Source organism: Pseudoalteromonas sp. SCSIO 43201 (assembly GCF_023716725.1).
Lineage (GTDB): Bacteria > Pseudomonadota > Gammaproteobacteria > Enterobacterales > Alteromonadaceae > Pseudoalteromonas > Pseudoalteromonas peptidolytica.
The window spans coordinates 905,143-924,378 of the sequence record NZ_CP072684.1 but is presented as its reverse complement, the minus strand read 5'-3'; the positions used below and the strand labels follow the sequence as shown (position 1 = coordinate 924,378).

Sequence of the window (19,236 nt, the reverse complement as noted above, 5' to 3'; positions counted from 1 at the left end):
GTTACACAACAGGCTTCAAATGGAGTTAAACTAAGTAAGTATTAAATAAAAGCTTCAGTGCATTGGGGGATAAGCGTTGCTATGCGATAATCTTGGTTGTTTTTTATTGCCAAAACCAGCAAGCTAAAATGGATATTTTTACACAAGTGAACTTATGTCGGTTCTGCGAACCTGAGTTACCTCTTGGGGCTAACCCAATTATTCAGGGAAATAGTCTTTCGAAAATACTCATCATTGGACAAGCTCCGGGATTGAAAGCGCATAACAGCAGGTTACCGTTTAATGATCCTAGCGGCGATAGATTGCGCAGTTGGCTCGCTGTGGAGCGGGCGCAATTTTATAATCCAGATCTCTTTGCCATCATGCCAATGGCGTTTTGTTATCCCGGTAAAGGTAAATCAGGTGATTTAGCACCAAAGGCAGTGTGCGCGCCAAAGTGGCATCAACAGGTGTTCGCATCTCTGAAACAAGTGTCTTTGACCTTACTTATCGGTCAATACGCACAGCGATATTATTTACCGCAGTACTCATCAGTGACAGACGTGGTAAAAGCAGCAAATTATGAAACCCAAAACATGATCCCGCTACCTCACCCAAGCCCTAGAAACCAAATATGGTTGAAAAAGCATAACTGGTTTGAAGAGTGTGTTATTCCACAACTGCAAGCAAAGGTAAGGAAGGCATTAGATGGGCATGAAGCGGCGATAAAAAGTGGGCGATAGATTCGTGTCATTGTTTGTTTCAAATACCGAAACTTTACATTTATTTGAAATACCCCTTTTGGGAATAAGATATTCCATATAATTTTATTTTTTGTAACCTTATATGTGGTCAATAATTAGCTCGTTCAATGGAGCCATAGTGGCAGAAGTAAACCAGCTTAGGTGATCTGAGCCTGCTCCAAGCAGTAATTTGCGTGAATATTTCTCATCATTTGGTTGCGTAATTAAGTGTATTACTCCATACTTCACTCTGTTTACATCACATACACTTTTTAACATTTTCAAAGGACTTGATAATGATTTATAAAGCTACCGGTTGGGCCGCCGTGCTCCTTTCTATCGTTGCATTATATCCAAGTATGCAGCCTGGTGCGTATTCTGTTATTGGTTTCTACCTTTGTTTGTTTTCTCTCATTATTGCTGCATTCGCGAGCCACATGGACAGGCCTATTTATTTTCGCGGGGCGATAGGCATATCACTCGTTAACATACTATTGGTTAACGATGGCACGCGAGCCAGCTTATTACTTGGACAAAGCGACTGGGTGTATATCGGTTCTATGTATGGGATTTTTCTCGTCGTGGTCAGCATCTGTGGATTTTTGGTGAGTAGAGACTTACTGATTTCAACTCTTGAAAACCATCGATAATGCTTAACGCCATGCAGCTGTTACATCAGGTTAATTAGACTGGTATTGAATGATGTTGTGTATGAGTTATGTCCTCTCTGTTTGGGGACGGCTATATATTATACTAGTTAGTCCGAGCTTAAAGGTTAAATCAGTTTCTTCCTTATCTCAGCCTAAGACTCGCTTTCATTCTTATAATAAGAATGAAGTTAGTGATTTTTACAAATTTTATATTATAAAATGGAATGTATACTCTCCTCATCGGCTCTTCAATAAAGAGCTCCCAATTTTATCAACTGAGGAAAGTATCATGAACATCATTAATATCATCAATCCAAGTAGTACGTTTTCATCGTTAGCATCTTTGTTTGGCCGCGTTGGGTTGTCAGCGATTTTCATCTTAGCCGCTGTTAATAAGATCCAATTTTACGAAGGCAACGCGGCGTATATGGCCTCCAGTGGTTTGCCTAGTGAGTTATTACCTTTGGTTATTGCGTTTGAGTTAATTGGAGGGCTCTTCATTTTGATTGGCGCTTTTACTCAACTAACAGCGCTCGCTTTTGCCGGATTTAGCTTAGTTAGTGCTTTGCTGTTTCACTTTGACCTTGCGGATCAAATCCAGTTTTTAATGTTTTTTAAAAATATAGCCATGGCCGGAGGCTTTTTGGCATTAGCGGCAACTGGCGCTGGTGACTTTAGTGTTGATAAAAAACTAAATAACTCACGTTTGATTAAGGTAAAAGGCGAGTCATAAAACTAAAGCTGCCCTTGCAAAAATAATTGCCGAATGTCGTAAAAGAAGCGCACAGGGTAGGGTCTGTGCGCTTGTGGGATCAATGCTAGGCTTGTTTAAATTTGGTATGTGCAACAAAGCACAGGAGACAGGTTTGTAGGGTGAATATGCTCAGGTGGTAATAAATTGCAAAACCTAAAGCGGCGTCAATAACACCAAGCGCTAACTGCGAAATATGGAAGGTAGGTAAAAGCCAAGCAAACCACTGCATAGGCTCAGGAAAAAGAGTAATTGGCAGCCAAAGACCTGACAACAGTGAAAGTGGTAAGTAGACTAAGTTGACGACAGCTGGCGCTGCTTTTGCCGACACACACAAGCCAATTACGAGCCCTAACAGACATAAAGGAAAGGTACCTAATAAGGCGATTAACACAATTATAAGAAACTGTTCCAAGGCTAATGATACACCTGAAAACAAAGCTAACATACTCATTAAACAGGCCACAATTAATGAAAAAACCGAGGCACTTACGCATTTTGCGAAGAGGTATTGGTATGCAGAAACAGGGGATAATTGCTTAAGAACCAACCAGCCATTTTGCTTTTCAATAGCCACGTTCACACCAAATGAAAATAACGCCGGGCTTATCATTCCAAATATCAAATAGTTGATAAACATATAATTGTGAGAGTCGTCATGGCTGAACATGATGCCAAAGAAAAGATAAAACAAGCATGGAAAGACTGATGCAGGGATCACAAATCCCTTACTTCTAAAAATACTCAATAGTTCAACTTTGCTTTCTAGTAAAAAAGACGTTGTATTCATCATGTTAAGCATTTCCATTATTCATTAAAGAAAGGTAAGCCTCTTCTAGGCTCATTGGTGCTACCTGTAAATTGTGAACATCAAATTGCGTTAATAGTCGCTGTAGAATGGGGTTTGGCTCGTTCGTTAGTATGGTGAACTTATTGCCTTCAACACTAAGATTTACCATAGGGAGAGCGTCAAGAAGTGTGACCTCAGGCAAATCGCAGGTAAACTTTATTTGAGCACGGGGGTAGATGTTAGCTAATTCTGGTATATCGGTTAGGTTTGTACACTTACCCTCCCTTAACACCAATAATTCATCAGCCAGTGTCTCAGCTTCATGAAGATAGTGTGTGGTAAGCAACACCGTTTTATTTTGCTGCTTTAGCGCGAAAATGGCTTGCCAAAGTTGTTGTCGCGATTCTACATCCATACCAACGCTTGGCTCATCTAAAAAAATAACATCCGGATCGCCCACCATCGCGATGGCCATAAATAATCTTTGTTTCTGCCCTCCAGAGAGCGTATCAAAGGTTTGCTGTAAAAAACCTTCGAGCTGACAGAGTGAGATAATGTCATCCAATGGGGTAGGGTGTTGATGATAGCTTGAAAAAAGCTCGATAAACTCTCGCACTTTGATATGCAGAGGCAGCCCGCCCAACTGCATCATAGCGCCAACACGCTGGCGACAAAATAATGAGTCTGGAGGATGACCAAGTACACGAACCTGTCCCGATGTTGGCTTTATTCTTCCGAGCATGATGTTTATTAAAGTAGTCTTCCCTGCACCATTTTGCCCCAAAATAGCATGCACTTGGCCTTGTTGAAGGGTAAGGTTTAGCCCCGCTAAAAGGGGGTTACTGTCTCGGTATCCAAAATTGATGTTTGATAAATCGATTGCGCTATTCACGGTCTTGATTCCATTTACTAGGTATATTTGCAGTATGTATAGGTAACGGAATGAATATCAGTGAGTGTTGTCAGAAAATAAAATGACAATTGTCAGAGGTGGAAAACGCAAGACAGGTGTGACGAACACCACACCTGTTAAAACCTCAGATATTAAAGGCCTGTGACTTTTGATAAATGTGTAGAGAGCGTAAGTTGTATTTTTGTATTGGGCGCTTTGACCGTAAATAACGCTTCTTCAAAATCACCTTTTGAAAAACTGTCATGAATATTATTGGATAAGGCGTAAGGCTCACTGGGCATGCCTGTAAATGGGAAAATCATTCGATCCATGCCACCATCACTGTCTTCGTCATGAATAACATGAATGGCATACTTACCAGCTGGTACCGACTCAAAAGTAACAGTGGTTAAGGGAGAAGTTGGGGCGACAACCAGTTTTCGAAAAAAGTGTGCATCGGGATCATTCACATTCTTGTCACTGTGGTAGTCGGCGCTGTTGTCAAATAACAATACCAGCATTTGTCCTTTAGTGTTACTTACTTCAGTAATTTCAACAGTTAGATTAGTTGGTGGGCCTGCAACAGCGTTTACACTGACAGGGCTGGTAGAACTACACGCCGTAAGTAATGCTAGCGCCATCAAAATAATTAGAGACTTCATCCTTTGCTCCTAGTAGCAGTTAAATTGTAGCCTCTCAAGCTTGTCAGATAATTGTGTTATTACTGTTAAAAATTGTTATTTGTGACGTGCATTATCACTGTTCAGACCAGAGTGAAGTGCTGCTGAGTATTTAATCTAATTATAGGCTAAGTTTATTCCATTCTATTAAATCGAACGTACTAACCAAATTTGACTAATTTTAATCTTTTTCAGCTTTGTTATGCTAATTCTCAACAAAGATATTGAGACATTATTATGAAGATACGTCGAATACAAAAAGCACAAGCAACAAGTGACGGAGCTGGTGTAAAGATTAACCGAGTGGCAGGTTTCGATGGAAAAAGTTTAGATCCATTTCTAATGATTGATGAATTAAGGTCGGAAGATCCGAAGGATTTTATGGCTGGTTTTCCACCTCACCCACATCGCGGTATAGAAACATTAACGTATATCAGAAAAGGTGGATTTGAGCACCAAGACCAAATGGGCAATCGTAAGGCAATCCAAGCCGGAGATGTTCAATGGATGAGTACGGGGCGTGGCGTAATACATAGTGAAATGCCGTTAAGTGATAAAGAGGGGATGCATGGGTTTCAGCTTTGGTTGAATATGCCAGCTAAAGAAAAGATGCGGGCGCCCAGATACCAAGATTCAACAAAGCAACCTGCAAAACAAGTAATGCTCGACGAAACAAGTTATTTTACAGCGCTAGCGGGTACATGGCAGGTTGGAGAGATGCAGCTAAAGACGGCGCTACAAGAGTTAGCTGGTCAAAGTGCACTTGCTGATGTGTGGCTACAAAAAGGAGCGCATTTACAGGTAGATATTACTCAATTTGCTAAAGTGATGATCTATATCCATACCGGACAATTGGAAAGTTATGGTGAGCAAACGCTTATCGAATTAGACTCAGACTTTTTGCTTGATATGGTGGCGACAAATAACGTCGGTTTCTTGCTCCTCGCTGGACAACCGATTAACGAGAAAATAGCGCATATGGGACCGTTTGTTATGAATACGCAAGAAGAGTTGCAACAGGCGGTGAGAGACTACCAAATGGGTCGCTTTGGCGACATTGTATAGGGGGTTTACATGGGACTATTAATTGATGGTCAATGGCACGACAAATGGTATGACACCAAGCGCAGCAAAGGCAAATTTGAACGGGAATCTGCAAAGCTACGTAATTGGATCACGCCCGATGGTCGTGAGGGAGCAACAGGAAAGGGTGGATTTAAAGCTGAGTCTGGTCGTTATCACTTGTATGTATCGCTAGCCTGTCCTTGGGCACATCGTACGCTTATTTTTAGAAAGCTCAAACAGTTAGAAGCGCATATTGATGTCTCGGTTGTGGATCCTGATATGCTTGACCAAGGTTGGAGTTTCTTAAGTCAACGCCCTGAGGTTGAAGAACGAGTGTACGGGCTTGAATTTATGCACCAGCTGTATACAAAAAATGATAAAAGCTACTCAGGCAGAGTAACCGTTCCCGTACTTTGGGATAAACAAACTGCACAGATCGTCAGTAATGAGTCGAGTGAAATCATCAGGATGTTCAATAATGCGTTCAATCACATCACAGGAGATAGTAGCGACTATTATCCACATGCGCTGAGAAGTGAAATTGATGAAATCAATGACTTTGTTTACCACAATATTAATAATGGTGTATATAAAGCAGGGTTTGCTACAACGCAAGATGCCTATCGCATTGCTGTTCATGATTTGTTTGAGGCATTAGACGAAATTGAAACTAGGCTTGCTAACACTCGGTACTTGGTTGCAGGGCAATTAACGGAAGCGGATTGGCGACTATTTACGACTTTGCTCCGGTTTGATAGCGTATATCATGGGCATTTCAAGTGTAATATTAAGCAGATAGAAGATTATCCAAATCTTAGTGCTTATTTGCGGGACTTATATCAACATGCTGGGATAGCTGAAACCGTCAATTTTGAGCACATAAAACGGCATTATTATTTTAGCCACACTATGATTAATCCGACCCAGGTAGTACCGGAAGGACCCAATATTGACTATCTGAGTGGCCATAACCGCCACAGACTTTCATTGTAAAAGAGAGCCAACATTGCCTTTGTATTGATTTAGACTAGAGTTAAATAGGCGATGATTATGTGGCTTTATGGTGTCGTCATCGTCTATTCTGAAAGTTGAGAGGCGGTGTTGGCGTCAACACATACGATTGTTTATTGTAATGTTAGTCGCAGCTTTGCGTAGTGTTGAATTTGGATAAAAAGCGAGATAAGTTGCGATTTTAAGTTATACCAATTCGCTTAGTTAAGCTTTCTATTTTGAGGCGAGAACACTTTGTCGATAGTCTCGTTACCACGCTTTGCTATCGCCAAGGTTTTTGCATTTGTGCGGGCACGGTAAAAATTTTGCTATTTAGTGGTTTTAAATAAGAAATTTTCAACGCATTTAGCGCTAGGGTTAATGCTTCAAATTGAGCAAGTATTAAGTCAAATTGGTATAAATCAATGCCTGTCTAGGTATAGAGCTATAGTGGTGATGCAGGGAGTACATGCTGCGGTCACAAAATCAAGGAGAAAGCGTGTCTTCTTCCAATATTGCTAAAAGTGCGATTGTATTATTGTTGGCGGTTCTGCTCGGGGCTATTTTATATTTTGAAAATAACATTCAAGACGACCTCAATGACAGTTTTTATCAGCGCTTGGAGCAAGTGCACTTAGCTCAAAATAATATCTATTTAAGTGAAATTGATGCCAGTAGAAGGTTTTTGTACTTTCTACTTGATACGCCCCCTATCCAAGGTATTGCCAGAGCTGAAAAAAATAATGGCATCGACCCGCAGGAGAATACGCCTTTACAAGTGTGGCGAGCGCGACTAAGCACAATTTTTAGATCTATGCTTTATTCTTACGACGGTCTGATTCAGATCCGGTTATTGGATGCACACACTGGACTGGAGCTAGTCAGAGTGGAGCGACAACTCGGAAAAGTTATTACGGTTTTAGATAGCAAGTTGCAAAATAAAAGCCAATATGATTATTTTACGCAGTCACTGCAACTGCCTGAGCGAACTATCTACTCAACGTCAATTAATTTGAACAAAGAGCGCGGTCAAATTGTTGTGCCGTTTCAACCCACGAAGCGTTTTACCTTACCCACCTACGATATTGATAACGATTTGTTCGGCATATTAGTGATCAACACCAATGCAGAAAAAATGATAAATAAAATTGTCTCACAAGCACCCAATACGCAAAAAGTGATAGTGCTAGGAGAGGGCGACTCATTTATTTATCATCCAGACTTTGCTCTGCGTTACAGCAGAGATCTCAATCCGGATATAGATTTTCGTAGCCGCTATCAAGTGCAGCCATGGAACAACAAACTACAGCTAGTGGAAGACAAAGAAACGAATGCACGCTTTTTAGCATTAATTAATGAAGTGGAAGGGGTAAACGTTGGCAGCTTGAAAGCGAAATTAGTCAATCTGATCTCATTTTCAATTTACCAGCAAAGTTTGAATGAAAAACGACTCACAACATATAGTTTACTTGCAGTTGCCAGTGGTGTATTTGCGTTGATTTTCTTTGCTTTTTGGCAATATACCCGAAGTTTACAAGCGCTTGACTCAACGCGTGCAGAGTTCAAAGCTATTTTAGATGGAGCATCAGATGGGGTGCTTGGTTTTGACAAAACTCTACGGCTCACAAGTTTTAATGAGTCGGCCACATCTTTTTTTAACAAATTGAATAATACCAAGCTCAGGAGTGAACCGCAGTTTCTACCTGACCCCGTATCTGCATTTATTTATGCTAATGCAAGTAAAGTACTTGAAGGCAAAGAAGTCGAGTCTCGCTCGATTAAGCTGACTCAAAGCGGTCAAGATAACAGTTGGTTATCGCTGAATTTATCGCCAATTTATGGTGGTAAACAAGTGATCCAAGGTGTGGCATTGTTTGTTGAAGATATAACCGCACAACAGGAGGCTGAAACACAATTGCTATTGGCGAATGAGCGTCTTGAAAATGAAGTCGCAGAGCGTACCAAGGAGCTAGTAGATGCGCGTGATAAAGCTGATAAAGCCTCAGAAGTGAAAAGTGCCTTTATCTCAACTATTAGTCATGAGATGAGAACGCCACTCAACGGTATTTTGGGGTCGCTGAATTTGGTTAGAAAGGAGCCTGTAACAAAGCATCAGCAAAAATATTTAGAAATGATGGAAACTAGCTCAACCACACTGTTGTCACTGATCAATGATGTGCTTGATTTATCAAAGATAGAAGCTGGAAAGTTAGAGATTGATAATGAACCTTTTAATCCACTTTCTGTGATTGAGCATGTAGCCTTGTCTATGTCTACCAAAGCCAAAGAGCAAGAGATAATTTACATAGTCGACCAACTAGGTCTCGAATACATCGAATTATGTGGGGATGCTGCGCGAGTCAAACAAGTTGTATATAACTTACTTAGTAACGCAATTAAATTTACCAAAGAAGGCTATGTTAAATTAAGTGCCACCACTGAACTGACAGACGATACGGTATGGCTTAAAGTTGCAGTGGAAGATACTGGTGTAGGTATAGACAAAGCAAACCATAATAAACTGTTCCAGTCTTTCAGCCAAGAGTCAACCAACACCGCAAATGAGTTCGGAGGTACAGGCCTAGGTCTTTCTATCTGTAAACAATTAGTTGAAAAGATGCTGGGGCATATTCGTTTTGAAAGTGAAAAGCATAAAGGTAGTGCATTTTGGTTCGAGCTACCGTTTGCTAAATCACAAGCTAAGGCTATCAACCTCCCCAGTTTTCTTGCTGGAAAAACCGTGTCTGTTTTTTGCGATACGACTGTTGAGTTGGACTACATGATTAAACTCATCACGAAGTTTGGCGGGCAACATGTTGATCATGCTCGCCCAAGCGATATTTGTATTGCAACCAGTAAACAAGCGTTTTCTCAGGTAGAGCAAGTAGCAAGTGAGTTCAAAAAGGTGATTTTGGTTGGCGATGAACTGCAACATATCAATGATTCTGACAATATTGTGCATATATCCGCACCTGTGAGGTTGGGCGAGTTTGTCTCTGTGTTTGACCTCAATAAAGCTGTGACCCTTCAGCCGAGCTTAAAGAAATCAGGAGAGGCAGTAACGCTTACAGGCAACTTGGTAGCAGGGTGCGAGTTTCTTGTGGTTGATGATAACCAAATTAATCGCATTGTTGCTAAAGGTATTTTAGAAGGACAAGGTGCTAAAGTGCAATTTGCAGTAGATGGTCAGGATGCTATCAATAAACTATTATTATTTGAGGATCAAGGGGTTAATTTTGATGCCATCTTTATGGATTGCAATATGCCTGGAATGGATGGCTACCAAGCGACAAGAGCTATTCGTCAAGGGCAAGGTGGTGAGTGTTTTTGCAATACAACAATCATTGCGATGACAGCAAGTGCTTTGGCGGGAGAAAAAGAGCGCTGTCTCAGTGCAGGTATGGACGAATTTGTGACCAAACCAGTTGTAATTGAGCAGCTATTTTCAGTGCTAGAGAGCCTCAACATCTATGCTAAAGAAGATGATTCGGTGCTTATCCAACCATTTGATTTTGGCAACCAAGACGATGAAGAGGTACGGCAACAACTCCCCATTTCAGAGAGTGAGGTAATTGCGCGGTTATCAGGAAACTACGAGCTGTTACAACAGCTTTATGCGCTGTTTTTACAAGACTCTGAAAGTAAAATGCAGCAACTAATACTAAGCATTAAAAATAGTAACTGTGACGCAACTGTAAAATACAGTCATTACCTGAAAGGGCAAGCTGGAGATTTGGCTGCTCAAAAGTTGTTTGATGTGCTCGATAATATTGAAACATACGCCCGAAACCATCAGGCTGGTCAATGTAAGTCCCACCTCGCAGCTGCGCAAATAGAGTATGAGAATGTACTTAAGTTTGTAAAAAATCGAGTTGCAGAGCTAGAACAACAACACGCCAAGAGTTAGTAAAATGTTTGGTTGTATGGATACAGTTCCCCTTTTGCCATCAAGAAACGTGGATGGCGCTATCACGAGGTTTTATCGCTCACAAGGGGTTAATTAACAAAATTTATTGTGTATAAATCTTCCGTAAATTCTGGCGTCATTGCACCAAAGCGATACAATGGGTTTGGTATAAAGTTAGGCTGAACTATTCGTTAGGATATTTCGGCCAGTCGTAGTCCATTTGCATCGCGGTTTTTCGAGCGGTAGCCTGCCCAAAGCGCTTTTTCACAAGCTCCAGGCTCATATCGATACCAGCAGAGATACCCGCTGAGCTAGTAAAATTTTGATCCATCACAAATCGTGTGTCTTCAATGACTTCTAGGCTAGGATATTGCTCACGTAAATCATCGAGATCTTGCCAATGTGTTGTGACACGTTTGCCATCTATAATACCGGCCTCTGCGTACAAAAATATGCCAGTACAAACTGATGCACACTGTGAAGTATGATTTGCGGTTTCTGCAAGCCAATTGAGCACATTGTGGTTTCCACAAATTTTGTGGTGAAGTCCTCCAACGACAATAAGTAAATCGAATTTAGGATGTGAATGTATGCTGTAATGGGGGTTTACACTCATTCCACCCCTTGTTGTGACGGGGATATGAGTAGGTGCAACTAGGCTGACGTTAATGGGGGTATCTATAAAGCGTTTTGCTGTATTGAATACTTCAAATGGACCACAAAAGTCTAAACATTCTGCGCCATCGTATATGAAAATGCCTACTTCCATTATCTATTCTCACAGATCAGTTTTTTACTAACTTGGCTGATTTCAGCTAATTTTTCAAGGTAAATTGTAACAATCCATGAAAAAAGCTTTTGGTTTTGCACTAAGCGTTGGGCTATTTATGCAGCGTAACTGTTGAGATTAACCCATTTTGCAGCCGATGAGTGCACTTCTTGCTGCTCTATCGCGTAGAATCAGGTTTTACCCGCAAAGCAATTGCACTTTTGAAGGCAATCCGTAATATTTCCCTTCAAGATAACAACAAGCGATGAAATATTATGTTCAAACCTTCTATCACATTATTAAGCGCTGCAGTGTGTGTAGCCCTTGCTGGTTGCGCAGGTACTACTAACAAAACGGCTGAGCCGGTCAAATTAGTTCAAGACAAACAGTATGATAATGTGCTGTTACAGGAATTTTCAGGTCCTTATCAAGGTGTTCCTCAGTTCGATAAAATGAAACTGAGTGATTTAGAAGCCGCTCTTGAAATCGGTATGGCAGATAATCTGAAAGAAATTGAAGCGATTGCGAACAACCCAGCAGAGCCTAATTTCGATAATACAATTGTGGCATTAGAGCGCACTGGTGCAGCTTTAGATCGTGTTTTTACCTACTACGGTCTGTGGAGTTCAAATATTTCAAGTCCTGAGTTTAGAGAAATTCAGTCGCGAGTAGTACCAAAGTTTTCTGAATTTAGCTCTAAGATCACACAAAATCAAAAGCTGTTTGAACGAGTGAAAACGGTGTATGAAAGCGCAGAGTATAAAAAGCTAACTGCGGAAGAGCAGCGTATTACTTGGATGCGCTACAATAGCTTTGCACGTAATGGTGCAACCCTCACAGGTGATGACGCTAAGCGTTATGCAGACATTAATCTTGAATTGTCAAAACTACACACAAAATTTGCGAATAATGTACTTGCTGACGAAGAAAACTATGTTGTTTACCTCAGTGAAGCGCAGCTGTCAGGTTTGCCTGAGTCATTTGTGGCGTCTGCAGCGGCTGCAGCGAAAGCGCGAGGTAAGTCAGGGATGTACGCGATTACAAACTCTCGTTCTTCGATGGATCCATTTTTAACTTACTCAACAGAACGTGAGCTACGTGAAAAAGTTTGGAATAACTACTATAACCGTGGCAACAATGGCGGTGAGTTTGACAATAAAGCTATTATTTCTGAAATCTTAAAGCTCAGACACGAACGTGTTAATTTACTGGGCTACGAGAATTATGCTCAGTGGCGTCTTGAAGACCGTATGGCCAAAAAGCCAGAAAATGCCATGGCACTGATGAAGAAAGTGTGGCCAGCAGCCATTGCTCGTGTAGAAGAAGAAGTTGCGGATATGCAGGCTATCGCTGATAAAGAAGGAGCCAAGATCACTATTAAGCCATGGGATTATCGTTTTTACGCTGAAAAAGTACGCCAAGCTAAATATCAGTTAGATTCAAATGAAGTGAAGGCTTACTTACAATTGGATAACCTGCGCGAGGCGATGTTCTATGTTGCGGGTCGTCTGTTTAACTTTGAGTTTACTGAAATCACCGATGGGTCGGTACCTGTTTTCCACCCAGATGTTCGAGTGTGGGAAGTGACCGACAAAACATCAGGTGAAAATATCGGCCTGTGGTACCTAGACCCATTTGCACGTAAAGGTAAGCGCTCTGGAGCGTGGGCTTTATCGTATCGCAGTCATACCACATTTGATGGTAAAACCAATGTGTTGAGCTCAAATAACTCTAACTTTGTAAAAGCACCAGAAGGAGAAGTTACACTTATTTCTTGGTCTGATGCTGAAACTTACTTCCATGAGTTTGGCCATGCACTTCATGCACTATCATCGAATGTGAAATACCCAAGCTCTAACTCTGGTGTGCGTGACTATACAGAGTTCCAGTCACAGCTATTGGAGCGCTGGCTTGCAACTGATGAAGTAATTAACCGTTACTTAGTACATTACAAAACAGGCAAGCCTATGCCTAAGGCACTTATCGAGAAAATTAAAAAGTCAGCGACCTTTAATCAAGGTTTTGCAACGACTGAGTACTTAGGTTCAGCGATTATGGATATGTTGTTCCACACAACGGATCCAGACAAAATTGGCGACCCAGTTGCATTTGAAAAGTCACAGTTAGATACGCTTGGCATGCCGAGTGAAGTGGTTATGCGTCATCGCACGACACATTTTGGTCACGTATTCTCTGGTGAAGGGTACTCTGCAGGCTACTACGGTTACCTATGGGCTGAGGTATTAACATCTGATGCTGCAGAAGCTTTTGCTGACTCTCCTGGCGGTTTCTACGATAAAGACGTTGCACAGCGTCTGGTGGATTATCTGTTCTCGGTACGTAACGCAATGGATCCAGCCGAGGCGTATAGAAAGTTCAGAGGTCGTGATGCCAAAGTTGAAGCATTAATGCGTGATAGAGGTTTTCCAGTAGAAAAGTAACACTGAATATGCACACCAAAGCCCCCTAGTGACCAACTAAGGGGCTTTTTCATTTAGTATTTTGAGTTAGATTGATCACTGAACAAAGACTTTAGCCCGTCTGCAAACTGTTTTAACTGCATTTTCATTGAGCGTTTTACACTGACCTCAAGACTTCCCAAAATGGTTCTACCTTTAATATATATGCGAGGGCGTTGTTTTACTTGGGTATTTGTCGCTAAGGTATTTCGTGTATTTTCGACCGAACCCATAATATTGTTTATATCAGTTATCACATCCACTGAATCAGGAATATAGATTTCGCCACTGCCTAGAATGCAGTCCATGTAAATATGCACTTCAGGGTGGCTAAAAATAGCGCAAGTAAAATCCAACTCAATACTACCGAGATAATTTTTTAAATGAATTTCCTTGGGAACAACCCATTCACCGCTGCGGTGGCTTGACCCTAACATTGAAGTCATGTGCATTTTTTCGACATCCTCAGTCGATGAGGTAAATTTTGGTCCCAACCGAGCTGCTTTTTCACTGTGATATCTGGGGTCTGACTTGAGTGGTAAGTCGGCACTCAATGCGGCAATTTTTTGGTGTTCTTGTAAATTGTAGGCTTGATCTAATCTTCTCTCGAACGCCTCAGCTGATAGTTCACCATGGCTATAGTTGAGTATTAGCTGGTCGATGATTTCCTCTCTAACTGACTCGAGAGACCTATCTTGTAGTGGTACAGACATAACATGAGGTTCCATTTCGTTGATGTGCTAGGTATTAAGCAATTATTAAGCCACTGAAAGCTTTTAATAAAATCAAATGGTTAAAATAACAACAAAGCGTGACTTTATGATAAACACTAAAACTTAACGAATGAGCCTACTATTTGGGCAAAATAATCTACTTGATTAAGCAAATGAATTTCACTCCTCGCTGGTTGGCCTTTTCAATGAGGTTGAAATCACAGTGGCATTTGCTAAGGTGTAATACCAATTTGACTTAATACTTGCTCAATTTGAAGGAGTAGATCTGACGCTAACAGCGTTAAAAACTTCTCATTTAGAACAACTAAATAGCAAAATTTTTGCCTTGCCTACAGGGCGTAGGTACCAAAGCGATAGCAGGACGCGGAAGCGGTGTTATCGACAAGGTTTTCACGCCTCAAAATAGACCACTTAATTAAGCAAATTGGTATAATCTCAACTAGTTGGCTTAACTGAGCTAGGAATTAGTTGATATTAAGTGGACTAAAATCAATTAATCAAGGAGTTTTCTCATGGCGAAAAAAGACGATATAAAGCAACTTAAAAAGGAAATAAAAGCCCGTAAAGCAAAGATTGAAAAGCATGAAGCTAAAATCAAAAAGCTGAAAAAGGCGATTAAAAAGGCATAGCCGCAGCACCATCAGTGTGCCTTGATTTTTGTAATTCAATCTAGTCACACTGATGCCGAATGCGGGCGCAGACCATTACCTCAAGCTACTTGCCTTGTGATGTCGCTTCATAGCAATAAACTAAAACAACTGCCTTTTTCGATTTCGGAGCAGACACTAATTCGGCCTTTATGACGATGAAGAATTTGTTGACTAAGTGCAAGTCCTATTCCTGAGCCATTGGATTTGGTAGTAAAAAACGGCACGAAAATTTTATCAATGGCACTTTGCTCTATTCCTACACCATTGTCTGTGACCTTTATCTCACATTTGCCGTAGCGATTAATAGTAGCGGTTACTTGGACTACTTTTTCTTGCTTGTTAGATGTTGCGTTAAGCGCCTCTTTGGCGTTGCTGAGGAGATTCAATAGCACTTGCTCTATCATTTTTCTATCGATCTTGATGGTCAGTGACGCAGGGGAAACATCAAAGGACAAAGAGATTTTGGCTTCATTAAATTCGTTTTGGACAAGGGGAGCAATATCATCAAACAGTGCTTTGACTGTAACTGGTCTCAGCTCAAGCTCTGGAATATGGGTGAGCTTTCTATAATTATCGATAAACCCGAGCAAAGATTGGCTGCGTATCCCTATGGCTTGTAAGCTCTGAAGATAGTCTTCAACAAGCTCTTTGTCTGCTACTGTACCTGCGAGATGATTGTTAGTCATGTTCACAAGTGTATTAGAGAGTGAATAGATGGGCGCAACTGAATTGCCAATTTCGTGAATAAGTACTCGGATCAACTTTTGCCAAGATTCAATTTGCGTACTTTCAAGCTGCTCTGAGATAGCGGTAAACAGCCAAAGCTCGTATTGATTATTATGATTAGAAAAAGTGAAGTATTTAAATAGTAGATCGGCAGTAATATGACTACCTACTTTGGCCTGTTCAAGCTCTGGGTGAACTTTTAACAATGAAGTTCCTGTTTCGGCACCGCGAATATCGAGTAACTGCTTTGCGCTGTTATTACAGAGTATAATAGTATGGCCATTTTTTATGAGGATGAGGCCAGCCTCAATATGTTGTAACATGGTTTCATAAGTGGTCACTAACTCATCTTGTTTGACTTTATCTTCTCGCACCTTTTGCATCATTTCGTGACAAACAGTGAGCGCTTGCTCACTAATAGGGTGTGCATGATTAATCCGAAAGCTACTATCTTGGTATTTGAGCGCAGTAAATACCTCTTCGAATTGTTGTTTTTGGCTTTTTAATGTGGAAATAGATAAAGCAGAGAACCCTGCGGCAATAGCGACAGCCAGCATGCTAAACAGGTGAGCGTAGCTATGAAGTAGGCCTAAAACCCCAAGCGTCGCGAATAAAATAGCCCCAAGTTGAAAGGCTATCATTCGAGTAAGAGGCTTATTCCACATCGTACTTCTCCATTTTTCGATAAAGCGATGCGCGTGTTATGCCAAGCGCTTTAGCAGCGTGACTGATGTTGCCTTTGAAGTCTTTAATCGCGCGTTCAATGGCTTTTTGCTCAATTTCTGCCAGGTTGTAAGAGTCTGTCACTAGGTTGTCAGGTGCATGTGTTTTTGATGTAGTGAGTTGGAACTCGAGCTGTGCCGAGTCAGACAAAATAACGGCACGCTCCACTAAATGCTGTAACTCACGGATATTACCTGGCCACTGGTACTGTACTAGATCTGCCATCACTTTATCGCTGATCGCTTTGCGCGCTAACTTGTACTTTTTACTATATAAATCGGCGTAAAACTCGATAAGTAACGGAATGTCTTGAGGCCTATCTCTGAGCGCTGGGAGCGTCAACTCAACTGTATTGATGCGATATAATAAATCTTGACGAAAATTACCTTCACGAACCATATCATATAGGTTCATGTTGGTTGCTGTGATCAGCCGTAAATCGACTTCAACTTGCTTGCTGCCACCTACAGGCGTGACTATTCTATTTTGGATAGCGGTAAGTAGTTTCCCTTGTAATGCTAAGGGAATATTTGCGATTTCATCTAAAAACAAAGTTCCGGAGTCTGCCAATTCGAAACGGCCTGGCTTATTGCTCTTGGCATCAGTAAATGCACCTTTGACATGACCGAACAGTTCACTCTCAAATAACGAGCTGGCAATCGTCCCCATGTCCACAGACATAAAGGTGTGCTCTTGTCGCAATGATTGTTTGTGTAGCTCCCTCGCGACGACTTCTTTCCCTGTGCCACTTTCACCTAAAATAAGCACATTGGCATCGGTTTTTGCCGCTTTTTCTATGGTTTGAAAGACTTGCTCCATGGCGGGACTTGACGCAATTAAGTGTTCAAACGGTTTATGTTGTGCAGCCATTGAAATTTGTGCGAGCTGCGTCAGTTTTTTGGACTTTTGTCTTTGTTCGCTCAGTTCAATGCAGTTTGCGACTGTGGCCAGAAGTTTCTCATTTTGCCAAGGCTTAAGTACAAAATCATTGGCGCCAAGTTTAATAGCATCAACCGCCATGTTTAGGTCACCGTAGGCGGTAAAGAGCACAACGACAGCATCTTCATCTATTGCTTTTATTTGCTTTAGCCAATAAAAACCTTCAGCACCCGAGGTAGACTCTCGAGTGAAGTTCATGTCTAACAGTACTAGCGCAAAGTCTTGTTCAGACATCGCTTTTTTAATGTCATGGGGATTATCTAACGTTACCACTTTTTTATAATATTGTTTGAGCAACATTCTCGTGGCGACAAGTATTTCGGTGTTATCGTCTACAACTAAAATCGCTTTGTTATTGACCGCCATAGGATCTCCTTACCTCGTAAAACTGTACGATATCGTACACTAGGTGTTTAATTTTTTTACACTCTTTTGTTCCTTTATTTTATTGTTTAAACTTATCTTTATGATTTTTATGCTGTTTTTTATTTGGCATGTAACTTGAGTTATTAAATCCAACTAAATTCAAGTGAGTGACAAAATGGATAGAAAAATAACACCTAACAAAAAATTCCGACTTTGGTGGTTGGCTCTGCCTATGGTTGTAGTCGCATACTTTGCATTCGGTAGTGCTGCGACGAGTAGCGGAAATCGATTAAATGTTGATATCAATCGGATCAAAATAAGCACTGTCACAGAAGGGGAGTTTCATGATCTGATCCCTCTAAGAGGTAATATTACCCCAAGTAAGTCAGTGTACTTAGACGCCATAGAAGGAGGGCGAGTAGAGGCGCGCTTTGTAGAAGAGGGAGCCATGGTAAAAAAAGGCGACAAGCTACTTGCGCTAAGCAATACCAGCTTGCAGCTTGATGTTATTTCTCGCGAGGCGCAAATTTCAGAGCAGCTGAATAATTTGCACAATACACGCTTAGCAATAGATCAAAATCGCTTAAATTTAAAACGGGATCTATTGGAGTTGGACTTTCAAGTTAGTCAAAGTGAACGAAAGCTTGCTCAGTTTAAGCGCCTAGGTAATGGTAACTTGGTTTCAAAAGATGAACTGCAAGCCGCCGAAGACGAAACCGTGTATTTGAAAAATCGCCGCAAACTAATTATTGAGCAGCAACAACAAGATGAAAAGATCCGTACCGCACAAATTGCGCAGCTAGAAGACAGTGTTAAGCAATTAAATAAAAACTTAGCGTTTGCCCGTAAGAACTTAGAGAATTTGATAATCAAAGCGCCTATTGATGGACAGTTGACTGCACTCAGTGCAGAGTTGGGTGCATCTAAAGCAAGGGGAGCGCGGTTAGGTCAAGTTGATATCGTTTCTCAATATAAAGTGTCGGCACAAATCGATGAATTTTACCTTGGCCGTGTGTATGCAGGGCAAGCTGCAAGATTGTCTTTGCAAGGTCAACAATATGAGTTAACCCTAGCAAAAGTGTATGCCGAGGTGTCAAATGGTCGATTTGAGGTAGAGTTAACCTTTAATGATGCCTTACCGAGTGGGATCCGCAGAGGGCAAAGCTTACAGTTGGATTTATTACTGGCAGATGCTAAGTCAGCAACATTGTTGCCAAATGGCGGATTTTATCAAGATACCGGCGGTCAATGGGTGTTTGTGTTAGAGCAAGGCAGTCAAGTGGCGGTGAAAAAGCCGGTGACGTTTGGTCTGCGTAATAACAAATTTATTGAAGTACTAGATGGACTGGCAGTGGGTGACCGAGTGATCACCTCAAGTTACGGTAGCTTTAAGGATATGCAGTCAGTAAGCCTGACGCACTAA

Annotated in this window: 15 protein-coding genes; 8 read left to right on the top strand and 7 right to left on the bottom strand. The window is 41.2% G+C overall.

All coding sequences use genetic code 11. The features are described 5' to 3' along the window. Positions 1–128 precede the first annotated feature (128 nt). From J8Z24_RS20540 to J8Z24_RS20530, 3 genes are all read left to right on the top strand, one after another. A complete protein-coding gene (locus J8Z24_RS20540; protein ID WP_252095759.1) occupies positions 129–722 on the top strand; it encodes a uracil-DNA glycosylase family protein in 594 nt (197 codons plus the stop codon). Between the two features lie 296 nt (positions 723–1,018). Further along, positions 1,019–1,372 (top strand): hypothetical protein, encoded by a 354-nt coding sequence (locus J8Z24_RS20535; RefSeq protein WP_128730577.1) that lies wholly within the window; start codon positions 1,019–1,021, stop codon positions 1,370–1,372. 289 nt (positions 1,373–1,661) lie between these two features. After that, complete coding sequence (locus J8Z24_RS20530; RefSeq protein WP_252095758.1) at positions 1,662–2,105, top strand: DoxX family protein; 444 nt, start codon at positions 1,662–1,664, stop codon at positions 2,103–2,105. Between the two features lie 85 nt (positions 2,106–2,190). Here J8Z24_RS20530 and J8Z24_RS20525 read toward each other — a convergent pair whose 3' ends face one another. The 3 genes from J8Z24_RS20525 to J8Z24_RS20515 all read right to left on the bottom strand — a co-directional run bounded on the left by J8Z24_RS20525 (position 2,191) and on the right by J8Z24_RS20515 (position 4,467). Further along, on the bottom strand, positions 2,191–2,916 hold the full coding sequence (locus J8Z24_RS20525) for an ABC transporter permease (protein WP_125252520.1): 726 nt from the start codon (positions 2,914–2,916) through the stop codon (positions 2,191–2,193). Between the two features lies 1 nt (position 2,917). Further along, the gene (locus tag J8Z24_RS20520) at positions 2,918–3,805 is read right to left on the bottom strand and encodes an ABC transporter ATP-binding protein (RefSeq protein WP_176032646.1); all 888 of its coding nucleotides are present in this window, start codon (positions 3,803–3,805) and stop codon (positions 2,918–2,920) included. A gap of 152 nt (positions 3,806–3,957) precedes the next feature. After that, positions 3,958–4,467 carry a DUF2141 domain-containing protein gene (locus tag J8Z24_RS20515; RefSeq protein WP_125252522.1) on the bottom strand — a complete coding sequence of 170 codons (510 nt, stop codon included), beginning with the start codon at positions 4,465–4,467 and terminating at the stop codon, positions 3,958–3,960. 255 nt (positions 4,468–4,722) lie between these two features. On the opposite strand from J8Z24_RS20515, the gene J8Z24_RS20510 reads away from it, so the two are divergent. The 3 genes from J8Z24_RS20510 to J8Z24_RS20500 all read left to right on the top strand — a co-directional run bounded on the left by J8Z24_RS20510 (position 4,723) and on the right by J8Z24_RS20500 (position 10,447). Then, positions 4,723–5,550: a pirin family protein gene (locus J8Z24_RS20510; RefSeq protein WP_147390972.1), complete on the top strand. Its 828-nt coding sequence runs from the start codon at positions 4,723–4,725 to the stop codon at positions 5,548–5,550. A gap of 9 nt (positions 5,551–5,559) precedes the next feature. Further along, entirely contained in the window at positions 5,560–6,543 is a 984-nt protein-coding gene (locus J8Z24_RS20505; RefSeq protein ID WP_147390971.1) for a glutathione S-transferase family protein, read from the top strand. A gap of 496 nt (positions 6,544–7,039) precedes the next feature. Next, positions 7,040–10,447 carry an ATP-binding protein gene (locus J8Z24_RS20500; protein WP_176032647.1) on the top strand — a complete coding sequence of 1,136 codons (3,408 nt, stop codon included), beginning with the start codon at positions 7,040–7,042 and terminating at the stop codon, positions 10,445–10,447. A gap of 184 nt (positions 10,448–10,631) precedes the next feature. Here J8Z24_RS20500 and J8Z24_RS20495 read toward each other — a convergent pair whose 3' ends face one another. After that, positions 10,632–11,216, bottom strand: coding sequence for a DJ-1/PfpI family protein (locus J8Z24_RS20495; protein ID WP_147390969.1), 585 nt, complete (start codon positions 11,214–11,216; stop codon positions 10,632–10,634). A 275-nt stretch (positions 11,217–11,491) separates the two neighbouring features. On the opposite strand from J8Z24_RS20495, the gene J8Z24_RS20490 reads away from it, so the two are divergent. After that, on the top strand, positions 11,492–13,657 hold the full coding sequence (locus J8Z24_RS20490; protein ID WP_176032648.1) for a M3 family metallopeptidase: 2,166 nt from the start codon (positions 11,492–11,494) through the stop codon (positions 13,655–13,657). A gap of 53 nt (positions 13,658–13,710) precedes the next feature. Here J8Z24_RS20490 and J8Z24_RS20485 read toward each other — a convergent pair whose 3' ends face one another. From J8Z24_RS20485 to J8Z24_RS20475, 3 genes are all read right to left on the bottom strand, one after another. Further along, positions 13,711–14,388, bottom strand: coding sequence for a LiaF domain-containing protein (locus tag J8Z24_RS20485; protein WP_252095757.1), 678 nt, complete (start codon positions 14,386–14,388; stop codon positions 13,711–13,713). Between the two features lie 757 nt (positions 14,389–15,145). Further along, positions 15,146–16,450: a sensor histidine kinase gene (locus J8Z24_RS20480; protein WP_176032650.1), complete on the bottom strand. Its 1,305-nt coding sequence runs from the start codon at positions 16,448–16,450 to the stop codon at positions 15,146–15,148. Next, a complete protein-coding gene (locus J8Z24_RS20475) occupies positions 16,440–17,813 on the bottom strand; it encodes a sigma-54-dependent transcriptional regulator (protein ID WP_252095756.1) in 1,374 nt (457 codons plus the stop codon). Before J8Z24_RS20475 ends, J8Z24_RS20480 begins: the two co-directional genes overlap by 11 nt. A gap of 175 nt (positions 17,814–17,988) precedes the next feature. Between J8Z24_RS20475 and J8Z24_RS20470 the strand changes: the two genes are divergently transcribed. Beyond that, positions 17,989–19,236: an efflux RND transporter periplasmic adaptor subunit gene (locus J8Z24_RS20470; protein WP_176032652.1), complete on the top strand. Its 1,248-nt coding sequence runs from the start codon at positions 17,989–17,991 to the stop codon at positions 19,234–19,236.